14 protein-coding genes, 1 tRNA gene and 1 riboswitch are annotated in these 12,253 nt (G+C 43.4%); of the genes, 3 read left to right on the top strand and 12 right to left on the bottom strand.

Annotated features, from left to right (window positions below; genetic code table 11):
- The first annotated feature begins 355 nt into the window (after positions 1-355).
- Positions 356-1,054, top strand: coding sequence for an MgtC/SapB family protein (locus AWH49_RS08240; RefSeq protein ID WP_063965298.1), 699 nt, complete (start codon positions 356-358; stop codon positions 1,052-1,054).
- A 65-nt stretch (positions 1,055-1,119) separates the two neighbouring features.
- Here the strand turns inward: AWH49_RS08240 and AWH49_RS08235 are convergent.
- The 8 genes from AWH49_RS08235 to AWH49_RS08200 form a co-directional block, all read right to left on the bottom strand.
- Positions 1,120-1,192: transfer RNA gene (locus tag AWH49_RS08235), tRNA-Ala, on the bottom strand.
- 76 nt (positions 1,193-1,268) lie between these two features.
- A complete protein-coding gene (locus AWH49_RS08230) occupies positions 1,269-2,624 on the bottom strand; it encodes a glucose-6-phosphate isomerase (protein ID WP_063965297.1) in 1,356 nt (451 codons plus the stop codon).
- Between the two features lie 105 nt (positions 2,625-2,729).
- Positions 2,730-3,887: an iron-containing alcohol dehydrogenase gene (locus AWH49_RS08225; RefSeq protein ID WP_063965296.1), complete on the bottom strand. Its 1,158-nt coding sequence runs from the start codon at positions 3,885-3,887 to the stop codon at positions 2,730-2,732.
- 99 nt (positions 3,888-3,986) lie between these two features.
- Positions 3,987-5,231, bottom strand: a complete 1,245-nt coding sequence (locus AWH49_RS08220; RefSeq protein ID WP_063965295.1) for a Glu/Leu/Phe/Val family dehydrogenase — start codon at positions 5,229-5,231, stop codon at positions 3,987-3,989.
- Positions 5,232-5,331: 100 nt separating this feature from the next.
- Complete coding sequence (yugI, locus tag AWH49_RS08215) at positions 5,332-5,697, bottom strand: S1 domain-containing post-transcriptional regulator GSP13 (RefSeq protein ID WP_018394236.1); 366 nt, start codon at positions 5,695-5,697, stop codon at positions 5,332-5,334.
- 183 nt (positions 5,698-5,880) lie between these two features.
- A complete protein-coding gene (locus tag AWH49_RS08210) occupies positions 5,881-7,074 on the bottom strand; it encodes an aminotransferase (protein ID WP_018394237.1) in 1,194 nt (397 codons plus the stop codon).
- On the bottom strand, positions 7,074-7,574 hold the full coding sequence (locus AWH49_RS08205) for an Lrp/AsnC family transcriptional regulator (protein ID WP_018394238.1): 501 nt from the start codon (positions 7,572-7,574) through the stop codon (positions 7,074-7,076). Before AWH49_RS08205 ends, AWH49_RS08210 begins: the two co-directional genes overlap by 1 nt.
- A 105-nt stretch (positions 7,575-7,679) precedes the next feature.
- Positions 7,680-7,943 carry a DUF1871 family protein gene (locus tag AWH49_RS08200; RefSeq protein ID WP_018394240.1) on the bottom strand — a complete coding sequence of 88 codons (264 nt, stop codon included), beginning with the start codon at positions 7,941-7,943 and terminating at the stop codon, positions 7,680-7,682.
- A 66-nt stretch (positions 7,944-8,009) separates the two neighbouring features.
- Here AWH49_RS08200 and AWH49_RS08195 point away from each other — a divergent pair, with 66 nt between their 5' ends.
- On the top strand, positions 8,010-9,182 hold the full coding sequence (locus AWH49_RS08195) for a MalY/PatB family protein (RefSeq protein WP_063965294.1): 1,173 nt from the start codon (positions 8,010-8,012) through the stop codon (positions 9,180-9,182).
- A gap of 337 nt (positions 9,183-9,519) precedes the next feature.
- Here the strand turns inward: AWH49_RS08195 and queE are convergent, their stop codons facing one another.
- The 4 genes from queE to AWH49_RS08175 form a co-directional block, all read right to left on the bottom strand.
- Positions 9,520-10,230 (bottom strand): 7-carboxy-7-deazaguanine synthase QueE, encoded by a 711-nt coding sequence (gene queE / locus AWH49_RS08190; protein ID WP_063965293.1) that lies wholly within the window; start codon positions 10,228-10,230, stop codon positions 9,520-9,522.
- Positions 10,227-10,664, bottom strand: coding sequence for a 6-pyruvoyl trahydropterin synthase family protein (locus tag AWH49_RS08185; protein ID WP_018394243.1), 438 nt, complete (start codon positions 10,662-10,664; stop codon positions 10,227-10,229). The genes queE and AWH49_RS08185 overlap by 4 nt, the downstream gene beginning before the upstream one ends.
- Positions 10,664-11,326 (bottom strand): 7-cyano-7-deazaguanine synthase QueC, encoded by a 663-nt coding sequence (gene queC / locus AWH49_RS08180; protein ID WP_063965292.1) that lies wholly within the window; start codon positions 11,324-11,326, stop codon positions 10,664-10,666. Before queC ends, AWH49_RS08185 begins: the two co-directional genes overlap by 1 nt.
- Positions 11,327-11,407: 81 nt before the next feature.
- Positions 11,408-11,451, bottom strand: a riboswitch (PreQ1 riboswitch).
- A 24-nt stretch (positions 11,452-11,475) separates the two neighbouring features.
- On the bottom strand, positions 11,476-11,688 hold the full coding sequence (locus AWH49_RS08175) for a hypothetical protein (protein ID WP_082862727.1): 213 nt from the start codon (positions 11,686-11,688) through the stop codon (positions 11,476-11,478).
- Positions 11,689-11,817: 129 nt separating this feature from the next.
- Here AWH49_RS08175 and kapB point away from each other — a divergent pair, with 129 nt between their 5' ends.
- Entirely contained in the window at positions 11,818-12,210 is a 393-nt protein-coding gene (gene kapB / locus AWH49_RS08170) for a kinase-associated lipoprotein KapB (RefSeq protein ID WP_082862726.1), read from the top strand.
- Positions 12,211-12,253 lie beyond the last annotated feature (43 nt).

Below are 12,253 nucleotides of genomic sequence, written 5' to 3'. Positions count from 1 at the left end.
CCAAAAAGTGTTTGACTTGCTCATTTGTTTATCTGCAGATGACAAGCATCTGCCAGATAAGATTTAAAACTAAAACGTTGACGTTTTTATTGATTTTGTTCAGTTTTCAATGTTCAATCTTAGTAGCGCCGTTTCACTAATTTAACACGACGTTTACCTGCTGTCAAAAGTTTTTATCGCCGCGTCTCTAGCGGACAAGAAATAATATAACATGTTCTTTTAACATTACGCAAGTCTTTTTCCGAAAAAGTTTTTATTTTTTCAAAAAAAGACATGAAGACCACCCGCTTTCCACCCAATAACCACCTTTTATGTTTAAATAGAATAAATTCTTATAGAAAGAAGGTACCTGTTCATGGAATGGATTATAGATGCTCATCTGCTTGTAAAGCTTGGACTCTCTTCCGCGCTTGGAGCCATTATCGGGCTGGAACGTGAATTAAAGCAAAAACCAGTCGGATTAAAAACAAGCCTTGTCATCTCAATTATCAGCTGTCTGCTCACGATTGTCTCTGTTGAATCCGTCTACCGCTATCCTGGCAGCAGTGATGTCAATATTACGATGGATCCGCTCCGGCTAGCCGCCCAAATTGTATCAGGTATCGGCTTTCTTGGCGCAGGCGTTATTTTACACCGAGCGAATGACAGCATTTCTGGTTTGACGACAGCTGCAATGATCTGGGGCGCAGCAGGTATAGGTATTGTCGTCGGTGCGGGTTTTTATTCCGCTGCCATTGCCGGTGTGATTATGCTACTATTGGCTGTTCAAATTTTACCCGGCATCATTCGTTTCTTCGGACCTGGACGTTTGAAAGAAAAGTTATTATATATCAAGATAATGACAGCGAGCCACCATAACGTACAAGATATTCTAAAAGCCATTGAACGTGAAGATATTGACGTGAAACGTATCCATATTCGATACGATGAAACAAATCATGCTCATTTGATCGAACTCACAGCCCGTGTTCATTTTAAAAGGCGGACGACTGAAATATACTGTACCATTTCTGAAATCCCAAACATACAGCATGTCGACATTGAAGGGCCATGAAAAACCTCCTTTCCCGTTATCCGGAAAGGAGGTTTTTCATCCACTGCACAAACAGGCTGTTTATATGGAGCATAGCGGGATCGAACCGCTGACCTCTTGCATGCCATGCAAGCGCTCTCCCAGCTGAGCTAATGCCCCCGTTTTTATGTCTAGATTATATTATAATGCTTTCACCAAGACTTGCAACTCTTTTTATAAAAAAACTCCGGGGGGATTATTCCCCACGGAGTCTCTTTTCTAATTCTACTTTTCTTTCTTCATAGCCTGGTTTGCCAAGAAGAGCAAACATATTCACTTTATATTCTTCTACACCCGGCTGATCGAATGGATTGACACCAAGTAGATAACCGCTGAGGGCGCATGCTTTTTCAAAGAAATAGACTAGGTAACCGAATGTGTATGCATCCATCGCTGGAATAGACACAGTCAAGTTCGGCACGCCTCCATCTGTGTGAGCAAAAAGCGCTCCTTCAAATGCTTTGTTGTTCACAAAATCAACCTTTTGACCAGCTAAGTAGTTTAAGCCATCCAGATCATTTTCTGCTTTTTCAACAACCAATGACTTACGTGAATTTTCAACGCGGATGACTGTTTCAAATAAGTCGCGGCGTCCTTCCTGCACGTATTGACCAAGTGAATGAAGGTCTGTTGAGAAGTTAGCGGATGATGGGAAAATACCTTTACCATCTTTCCCTTCACTTTCGCCGAATAACTGCTTCCACCATTCAGAGAAATATTGAAGACCTGGTTCATAGTTAATGAGCATTTCAATTGTTTTCCCTTTGTTATAAAGGATATTTCGAACTGCTGCATATTGATATGCTCCGTTTTCTTCAAGTTCAGACGAGCTGTATGCTGCACGTGCATCACGAGCACCTTGCATCATTGCTTCAATGTCCACTCCTGTTGCTGCAATTGGAAGTAAACCAACAGCAGTTAAGACGGAATAGCGGCCGCCAACGTCATCTGGAATAACATATGTTTCGTAACCTTCTTCATCTGCAACCGTTTTCAATGCGCCTCTTGCCCGGTCTGTCGTTGCATAAATACGGTTTTTCGCTTCTTCTTTTCCGTATTGTTTTTCAAGCAAATCACGGTACATACGGAAAGCTAACGCTGGTTCTGTCGTTGTACCCGATTTTGAAATCACATTAATAGACCAATTTTTCCCGTCAAGTAAGTCAATCAAGTCACTCATATATGTAGAGCTGATATTATTGCCGGCAAAAACCACTTGTGGACCGTTACGTTTTTCAGATGATACGACGTTATAGAAGCTATGGTTTAGCATATCAATTGCCGCACGGGTGCCAAGGTAGGAACCGCCGATTCCAATGACAACAAGCACGTCAGAATCTTTGCGAATTTTTTCCGCCGCTTTTTGAATACGGACAAATTCTTCTTTGTCATAATCTTCAGGCAAATCAATCCAGCCTAGGTAATCCTGTCCCTGTCCTGTTTTTTCATGAAGGGAATGGTGCGCTACTTTTACGGCATCGCGTAAATATGCGACTTCATGTTCGCCGAAAAACGAAAGAGCATTTGAATAATCAAATTGAATGTGCGTCATCCTCAAAAAACCTCCGTCTAACTGTATTTTCCACTTTACTGTATACGACTGTACACAGTTTCGCAAGAAAAAAAAACGGCAAAAATCGGGCTTATTTTTGCCCAGTTAAAGAGATGCACGTAAAATAGCTTTCACATCATCACGATCTAAATTCGTAAAATGACCGAACGGGCCGTTAAAAAGTGTTTTTTCCGCCATTTCATCTATGCGGCTGTCATCAATATCATAATCTGACAGGCGGACAGGTGCTTCAATTGATGTCCAAAAATCACGTAGCGCTTTAATGCCTTCCATTCCTGCTTCTTTGTCCGTTTTTCCTTCCGGATCAATCTCAAATACACGGACAGACAGCTGTTTAAAACGCTCTGGCTTCACGTCAATCGTATGCTCCATCCAATTCGGGAATAAAATCGCCAGGCCACCCCCATGTGGAATATCGTATATAGCGGACACGGCATGTTCAATATTGTGTGTCGCCCAGTCGCCCTTGTATCCCATTTGCAGCATACCGTTTAAACCGATTGTACCTGCAAACATGATTGTTTCGCGCAATTTTTCATTTTGTAGATCACTCATCAATTTCGGACCTATTTCGACAATTGTTTTAAGCGTTCCTTCGATCATTCGGTCCTGCACATCCGTTTGATCCGCATTATGGAAGTATTGCTCAAGCATATGCGTCATCATGTCGACAATGCCATATGTAGTCTGATCACGCGGAACTGTCGTCGTCCAGAACGGATCACATATTGAAAATTTCGGGAATACATGAGGACTCCCCCATCCGAGCTTTTCATTCGTCTCCCAGTTCGTAATAACCGACCCTGAATTCATTTCAGATGCGGTTGCCGCCAATGTTAAAATCGTACCAAATGGGATAGCATCTTCAACAGGTGCTTTTCTTGTCACCAAATCCCACGGCTCTCCATCGAATTTCGCTGCCGCTGCCACCGCTTTTGCACAGTCAATAACGCTGCCACCGCCCACTGCCAAAATAAATTCGACATTATTTTCTCGGCATAGTTCTGCTCCGCGTTTGACCGTTGTCAGGCGTGGATTCGGTTCTACTCCCGACAGTTCCGTTATGTTAAAGCCTTGCAATTCTTTTAAAACAATGTCGTACAAACCGCTTTTTTTCATACTCCCACCGCCATATACGAGTAGTATATTTTCACCGTAAAAAGCAACGTTGCTTCTCAATTGATTTACTGTATCTTTGCCAAAAATCCACTTTACTGGATTCCAGTATACAAATTCATTCATTTTATTTTCACTCCTTCTCTTTTTTTATTGTGCTTAATAATCATATCTTTTTCAAATTATTGAACTTGATTCAAAAAAACCGGCTGGAATTCAGCCGGTTTACACCCATCCTCTAAATTTCGAAGCTTCCGCTGCACGGCGAACACCGACCATATAAGCGGCAAGACGCATGTCGACACCGCGCGTCTGTGATACTTCGTAAATGTTATTGAATGCTTGAATTAAGTTTTCATGCAGTTTTTCGTTCACTTCTTCTTCCGTCCAGTAGTAACCTTGGTTGTTTTGCACCCACTCAAAATAAGAAACGGTCACGCCGCCAGCGCTTGCGAGTACGTCCGGCACGAGCAAAACTCCGCGTTCCGTTAGAATTCTCGTGGCTTCAAGTGATGTCGGACCGTTTGCTGCTTCGACGATGATCGATGCTTGAATGTTATACGCATTTTCCTCGGTAATTTGATTGGAAATCGCTGCTGGTACAAGTATGTCACAATCAAGCTCAAGCAGCTGCTGGTTCGTAATCGTATTGTCAAACAATGTCGTAATTGTACCGAAACTGTCGCGGCGGTCCAGTAAGTAATCGATATCTAGTCCATCTGGATCGTGAAGGCCCCCGTATGCATCGGAAATTCCGACTACTTTCGCGCCTGCATCATGCATAAATTTTGCTAAGTAACTGCCGGCGTTGCCGAAGCCTTGCACGACGACACGAGCACCTTGAATATCGATGCCCCGTTTTTTCGCCGCTTCATGAATGCAGATGGTCACGCCTTGTGCAGTCGCTTTTTCACGTCCATGCGATCCGCCAAGTGCGATTGGCTTACCTGTTATAAAGCCTGGCGAGTCAAATTCACGGATGCGGCTGTATTCATCCATCATCCATGCCATAATCTGCGAATTTGTATATACATCCGGCGCTGGAATATCTTTTGTCGGGCCAACAATTTGGCTAATCGCCCGCACGTAGCCACGGCTGATATTTTCGACTTCACGCATAGACAGCTGCCGTGGATCACACACAACACCGCCTTTTCCGCCGCCATAAGGTAGATTAACGATACCCGCTTTTAACGTCATCCACATAGATAACGCTTTCACTTCTTCTTCATTCACTTCAGGATGGAAACGGACGCCGCCTTTTGTCGGTCCAGGTGCATCGTTATGCTGTGCACGGTAGCCTGTAAAAATTTTGACTGATCCATCATCCATCTTAACCGGAATACGTACCGTTAACATACGGAGTGGTTCTTTAAGAAGCTCGTACATTTCTTCTGTATAACCTAATTTTGTTAATGCTTCTTTAATGACATTCTGGGTCGATGTGAATAAGTTTAGATTTTCAGCCATTTACATTCACCTCTTTTATCATCATTTTTATCATTACTTGATCATGTGTGCTTCCGCCTTCATTGTACGCCGGCAAACAGTCCATTCGCAAGCCTTACAATCAGCCTTTTTTCCGTTCTTCTCTGACAGACTGTTCAATCCACTCCTGCAGCTTGTCTTTCAACGGATGAAAGCCGTCCCCATCATCATCAATACAGATGCCCCGACGCTGACGCCGACCGCCTTCTTCTGTTGCGCGAATCGATAAACTGATTTTACTTTCGTCTTCGTTAACCGACAGCACTTTGACCGCTACGTCTTCACCGATTGTTAAATAATCGTTAATGTCCCGCACAAACCCGTGGGTAATTTCCGATATGTGAACAAGTCCTTGACGGCCATGTTCAAGTGCGACAAACGCACCATATGGCTGGATACCGGTGATTTTCCCAGTGACAATCTGTCCTGGTTCAAATTTTTGTTCCATCAAATCTCTCCAGTTTTAATTGTTTTCTTGTTTTCTTGTTTTATGCGTCGCGATATTATACCACACTTTCATATGACTTGATATTAATGACTCATTTTCCTCGCAAAAAAGCAGTACAGCAATGTATTTGATACATAAAAAAGGAAGAGCTAAAAATTCCGCTCTTCCTTTTTTATTTTTCTATCATTTTTCTAAGGCAACTTCATTCATGTTTCTTTTTTCGATAAAAAGGCCGATTCGTTTGATCGCTTCCTGCAATTGAGACATAGAAGAAGCATACGAACAGCGAATGTACCCTTCCCCACCTTCACCAAAAACAGAACCCGGTACAACAGCTACCTTTTCTTCAAGCAGCAATTGTTCCGCAAATTGCTCGGATGTAAGACCTGTTGACTGAATCGATGGGAAGACGTAAAATGCCCCGCCCGGCAAATGACAGTCAAGACCAATTTCATTCAATGATTGGACGAGATAATTGCGCCGCCGCCGGTAATCCTTTTTCATACTTTCAACATCCGCCATGCCATGCTGCAATGCTTCAACCGCAGCATATTGTGCCGGTGTCGATGCACACATCATCGCATACTGATGAATTTTCAGCATTGCGCTGGAAATATCTTCAGGTGCACATGTAAAACCGAGACGCCAGCCCGTCATAGCAAATGCTTTTGAAAAACCATTAATTAAAATCGTCCGTTCACGCATGCCATCAAGTGTCGCAATCGATGTATGATCTTTATCGTAGGCAAGTTCTGCATAAATTTCATCCGCAATCACAAGCAAATCATACTTTTTTACAATGTCGGCTATAAGCTGTAAATCGGCTGTATCGAGCTGTGTTCCTGTTGGATTATTCGGATAGCAAAGAAGAATCGCTTTCGTTTTCGGTGTAATGACCGCTTCAAGCTGTTCCGGCTGCAATTTAAATCCTGTTTCACCGGTCGTACCAATCGTGACTGCTTTCCCGCCAGCAAGTTCCACTAGCGGTGCATACGAAACAAAACACGGCTCTACAACAATAATTTCATCGCCTGGGTCAGTGATCGCACGAATCGCGATATCGAGCGCTTGACTGGCACCGTTTGTGATAATGATTTCATCCTGCGGCGAATAGTTTACATGAAAACGGCTGCTCATATAATGCGAAATTTCACGGCGCAATTCAATTAATCCCGCATTCGCTGTATAGGAGGTAAATCCGCTTTCCAATGAAGATATAGCTGCTTCACGAATCGACCATGATGTGACAAAATCCGGTTCGCCAACGCCGAGCGACACAACACCTTCCATCGTCGCAGCCAAATCGAAAAACTTACGAATACCAGATGGGCGCATACTTTCGACTGATTTAGCAATGTAGCTTTTCGTCATCGTCATCACGGAGACACCACAATTCGATGATCTTGCTTATTTGATGTGTAAATCATGCCGTCATGCTTATATTTTTTTAATTGGAAATGAGTAGTTGTCGATACGACAGAATCAAGTGTCGATAATTTCTCAGAAACAAAACGGGCAATTTCATTCATCGATTTTCCTTCAACAGTCACCGATAAATCGTATACACCCGACATTAAATAAACCGAGCTGACTTCTTTAAAACGGTAAATTCTTTCTGCCACTTCATTAAAGCCCACGCCGCGCTTCGGTGTTACTTTCACATCAATCATTGCAGTTACGCCAGTATAATTGTCCATTTTTGCCCAATCTACAAGCGTCGCGTAATGAACAATGACTTTTTCTTCTTCAAGACGGCGGATCATCTCCACTACTGCCGCTTCCGCAAGTCCGATCATTTTCGCAATGTCGGCGGCTTCAAAACGTGCGTCTTTTTGCAGAATTTCAAGGATTTCCACTTCTTTTTCATTCAGCTTCATAATGATGAGCCTCCTCAAGTATGTAAAAAACTACATGTTTCATTATAACAAATCCATTGCTCATTTGTGCATTTTGATAAAATTTTCGATTATTTTTGTGAATTTTCACAAATAACATGAAGAGTTATTTTTAATCATAAGCAACTTTTCCGCAAGTACCGTTGGATTTCCACCCGGCATCGGCGCATCAAAAGAATGTTCATAAATGGATCGGATCGCTGCAGCGAGTTTGTTGATTTCGTCCAAACGGTGAACCGCATAAATAGAGTCCGCAATTTCCGTATCATAAAAGCCTGGTCCAGCATCAAATGGATCGAAGCCATTCAGGACGTCAGCTAGCGCAAAATTAAGTTGTGCAGTTTCGTTCATTTGTATCACCTTTCGTTTTCCATTAACATAATGGGAGTAACTTTATTGTCAAGGAGAGTGGATTTGATGTCAAGATTTGATGAAGTCATCGAGCGTCGCGGAACGAATGCCGTGAAGTGGGATGAATTGAAAGCTGTGTTTGGAAAAGAAGATGTGCTGCCAATGTGGGTGGCTGATATGGACTTTAAAGCACCGGATGCTGTCATAGAAGCGGTACAAAAAGAAGCGGCTCATGGTATTTATGGATATACGCTCGTGCCAAACTCCGCGCGTGAATCCATCGTTGCTTGGATGAGTGTTCGCCATAACTGGGTCATTCAAAAAGAATGGCTGCTGTTTAATCACGGCGTCGTTCCATCAATTGGCGCTGCTATTGAAGCATTAACAAAGCCAGGCGACGCGGTCATCGTGCAGCCTCCTGTTTACAACCCGTTTTTCGACATGGTTGAAAAAAATGAGCGAAAACTCGTTCATAGTGAGCTCCTCCTTCAAGATAATCGTTATGAAATGAACTTTGCCGATATTGAAGAAAAAATCATTTCAGAAAAAGCGAAAATGTTTGTCCTATGTTCGCCCCATAATCCCGGAGGCCGTGTTTGGACGAAAGAGGAATTAACGCGGCTTGCAGACATTTGTCAAAAGCACGGTGTATATATTGTATCCGATGAAATCCATTCCGACTTAACCCGGGAACCTCATAAACATGTACCGATCAGTTCATTACCTGAAGACTATTCAGCGTTTACGGTCACATTAATCGCGCCGTCCAAAACATTTAACTTAGCAGGGCTGCAAGCGTCTGCTCTCATCATTCCAAATAATGTAGTAAGGACGAAAATTCAAAAAGTATTTGCGCGTCAGGGGGCATTTACGCTGAATCGACTTGGGATTGCAGCAATGGAGGCGGCGTATCGTTACGGGCACGAGTGGCTTGACGAAGCGATTGACTACATTCAAAGAAATAACCGCCTTGTGAAGGAGTATGTGGAAGCGGAAATCCCCGAACTTACAGTCATGGAGCCGGAAGGCAGCTACCTCGTTTGGATCGACTGCCGGAAACTTGGCCTTTCAGACAAAGAACTGCTCGCCTTATTTTTAGACGCTGGCATTGCGCTTGGAAATGGCGCGAAATACGGACCTGGCGGCGAAGGCTTTATGCGCATAAATGTTGCTTGCCCGCGGTCGCTCGTGCAGGACGGTGTAGAACGAATGAAAAAAGCAGTAGACTCAATAAAGTGAATCTTCCATCAGTGGGGGTTTTAGGCCCACAGAATGTGGGTCATGCAGACGTTGTCACAGGACGTGCCGATCTTAGTCTGCATTCTGCTATCTCTCCACTAAATAAAAAGGAACCTAGGTAAAAAGCGCCGTGTCCTGCAGTAATACCTGAGTGACCGGCTTCCTGCCGGTCCGAACCCATCGGGCCTTTACTGGAATTTTTTTCCTACACTTATCCTTTTTCTAATTCTTAAAGCGGGGGTCTTACTGTCCGTTAATCTGCGATAAAATTGAGCTAGTTCTTCACAAATACCCCGTCTGCACATGCAGCGGGGTATTTATATTATCTGGCCGTTCATTATACGCCTTTTTTGTTTCCCCATACAAACGTATGAAGCTGAGGAAGAACACGGACCTGTTTAAATTCGGGGTCTGGCATCACAAGGTTAATGAGCCATTCATAGCGTCCCGCCAAGTAGACGAGCAATTTTTCATCGTCTACTTCCTCGAGACGATCATTTCCGACTTGAATGTAAAAAGGTATGCCCGGAAAAAACTGATGAACTTTTTTTGCAAAGGCTAAGTCTTCTTCGTTAAAGACAACGACTTTTAAACTGACCTGTTGCCCTGCTGTTCGTTCAATAATATCACCTAGCTTATCAAAATCCGTGTCCATTCCAGAACTTGGCGGTTTCGGTGAGATAGTCAGCTCGTCGATGTCACGAAACCACGATTGGAATTTGGAGCCTTGCGTTTCAAGTGCTGAAACAATCCCTTTTTCTTTAAACAAATCGAGCAAGGCGGCAATGTGAGGCAAAAGTGCCGGGTTGCCACCGGAAATCGTCACGTGATCAAACGTGTCGCCGCCGATTGCCAGCAGTTCTTCATAAATGTCTTCAGGTGTCATTTTACGGATATCGTCTTTCGCACTGCCGTCCCAGGTAAAAGCTGAATCGCACCAGGAACAACGGTAATCGCAGCCGGCTGTCCGTACAAACATCGTTTTCCGGCCAATCACAGCCCCCTCGCCCTGTACAGTCGGACCAAAAATTTCAAGTACAGGAATCATGAGAAATCCTCTTGTTTCGGACGATAAACAACGTAACTTGTCGGTGTTTCGCGCAAATAGACTTGCAAGCATTTCGGTTTATTTGGTGTTTCATTGAGTTCTTTTTGAATAACTTCCCAAATGACGCGTGCGACGACTTCTGTTGTCGGGAAGCGCTCCGATATGTCTTCAGAAAATAACATATCGTCATTTAGTACAGTATGGTCAAAGCGCTTATGTATAAGCGACTTAATCAATTGAAAGTTGGTCAGAAAGCCTGATTCGTTTAACTCATCACCGGCGACCGTCACGTTGGCAAAATACGTGTGGCCATGTAACTTCCGGCATGCTCCCGCTTCGTCATGCGGTACGTAATGCGCCGCAGCAAATTGAAAGTCTTTATTTAACTCATAACGGAAATCGTGCGCCGGAGCCGGATAAATTTGCTGCATCATCACACGTCTCCCCCTTTTTGCTCAACGTATTGATCGAGTCCATTTTGACGCAGTTTGCAGGCAGGGCATTCGCCGCATCCTGAACCTTTTACACCGTTATAGCACGTTAGTGTGTTTTCACGTACGTACTCAAATGCACCGAGCTGATCGGCCAGTGCCCATGTTTCTTTCTTATTGAGCCACATAAGCGGTGTATGAATAACAAACTCATGATCCATTGATAAATTAAGCGTCACATTAAGTGATTTGACAAACGAATCGCGACAGTCCGGGTAGCCGCTGAAATCTGTTTCGCAGACGCCTGTCACAATATGGCGGGCATCGTACTGTTTGCCAAGAATAGCTGCAAACGATAAAAACAGCAAGTTGCGCCCTTCAACAAATGTGGACGGCGGCTCTCCTTCTCTTTCTTCAATGGCAATATCCGTGCGCGTCAACGCGTTCGGTGCCAGCTGATTTAATAGCCCCATATTTAATATGTGATGCGGTACGTTAAGATGAGCCGCGATTTCTTTCGCCACGTCAATTTCTGCATCGTGACGTTGTCCATAATCAAACGTCACCGCAATCACTTCTTTAAATGTTTGTTTTGCCCAGAACAGACACGTTGTACTGTCCTGGCCGCCGCTAAATACAACAACGGCCTTTTCATCTTTTAGCATCTTTATTTTCCTTCTTTCTATTCATATAAAAAAGAAGAAAAAGCTCGCGAAGACAACAGAAAAAAACCGTCACATGCCGGTTTTTTCTTAGTTTTTTATAGAGGGAGTTCGCGAACCTCTCCCGCATATCGCGGAATGTCTTCTTTCATTTATCCTTTATTTTGTTTATTCATCTTACTGATCTGCTCTTCAAATTGTTTTGTTTTTTGTTCTTCCTTTTTCGACACCCGTTTAATAAAGTAAAAGGCGGCGACAGCCATTAAAACGAATACACTCATTGATATTGCGGCTGGAATATACTCAGATTTATCTTCAGGAAAGTATAAAAAGTTGCCGAAACCAAGCATCAAATTAGTCAGCACACTGCATGCCTCCATTCTATCGTACCCGTATATTATAGCAAGAGAACATCATAAATCCAACATCATGATTGTGTCATTTCCATTAAATGAGGAAAATTGATACAATGAATCTTTAAGGAGGAGATTTTATTGAATATTGGTGATCCGGTAACAGCGCATTATAAATCAGGCAAATATACAGGAACGATTACAGGTTTTCGTCCCGGTGTTTACACGGTCAAAATATCATCAGTGCTGCGTCACCCTGTCCAAGGAGACTTGCACAATCCAAACGTTGCAGACGTCCCGTTTTTTCACGAGCGGAAAGCACTTGCCCTAGGTGAACAGGCTAATATCGCCGAATCGGCCGTTCACCCGTTCGATGGCGAAGCGGCGAATTATACCGATTCGCTTCTGGCTGCTGTCGTTAAAATTGAAAACCGGCTTATCGCGAAGGATGATGCATTTACGGTCCGCAGCTTACAAGCACTCCAATCGGTGAAAAAAGAGTACGAACTTATGTACAAAGTTTCGTTCGAATAGCTCATTCATTTGAAAAACAGCCCTTTATTTCCATCTTTTTTTC

This window comes from Domibacillus aminovorans (genome assembly GCF_001643235.1).
Classification (GTDB): domain Bacteria; phylum Bacillota; class Bacilli; order Bacillales; family Domibacillaceae; genus Domibacillus; species Domibacillus aminovorans.
This window is presented reverse-complemented; position numbering and strand designations above follow the sequence as displayed.

What these genes read in the sequence shown, in the direction of transcription:
- AWH49_RS08240 (WP_063965298.1), top strand. Translation starts at nt 356, where the DNA reads ATGGAATGGATTATAGATGCTCATCTGCTTGTAAAGCTTGGACTCTCT.
- AWH49_RS08230 (WP_063965297.1), bottom strand. Translation starts at nt 2,624, where the DNA reads ATGACGCACATTCAATTTGATTATTCAAATGCTCTTTCGTTTTTCGGC.
- AWH49_RS08225 (WP_063965296.1), bottom strand. Translation starts at nt 3,887, where the DNA reads ATGAATGAATTTGTATACTGGAATCCAGTAAAGTGGATTTTTGGCAAA.
- AWH49_RS08220 (WP_063965295.1), bottom strand. Translation starts at nt 5,231, where the DNA reads ATGGCTGAAAATCTAAACTTATTCACATCGACCCAGAATGTCATTAAA.
- yugI (WP_018394236.1), bottom strand. Translation starts at nt 5,697, where the DNA reads ATGGAACAAAAATTTGAACCAGGACAGATTGTCACTGGGAAAATCACC.
- AWH49_RS08210 (WP_018394237.1), bottom strand. Translation starts at nt 7,074, where the DNA reads ATGACGATGACGAAAAGCTACATTGCTAAATCAGTCGAAAGTATGCGC.
- AWH49_RS08205 (WP_018394238.1), bottom strand. Translation starts at nt 7,574, where the DNA reads ATGAAGCTGAATGAAAAAGAAGTGGAAATCCTTGAAATTCTGCAAAAA.
- AWH49_RS08200 (WP_018394240.1), bottom strand. Translation starts at nt 7,943, where the DNA reads ATGAACGAAACTGCACAACTTAATTTTGCGCTAGCTGACGTCCTGAAT.
- AWH49_RS08195 (WP_063965294.1), top strand. Translation starts at nt 8,010, where the DNA reads ATGTCAAGATTTGATGAAGTCATCGAGCGTCGCGGAACGAATGCCGTG.
- queE (WP_063965293.1), bottom strand. Translation starts at nt 10,230, where the DNA reads ATGATTCCTGTACTTGAAATTTTTGGTCCGACTGTACAGGGCGAGGGG.
- AWH49_RS08185 (WP_018394243.1), bottom strand. Translation starts at nt 10,664, where the DNA reads ATGATGCAGCAAATTTATCCGGCTCCGGCGCACGATTTCCGTTATGAG.
- queC (WP_063965292.1), bottom strand. Translation starts at nt 11,326, where the DNA reads ATGCTAAAAGATGAAAAGGCCGTTGTTGTATTTAGCGGCGGCCAGGAC.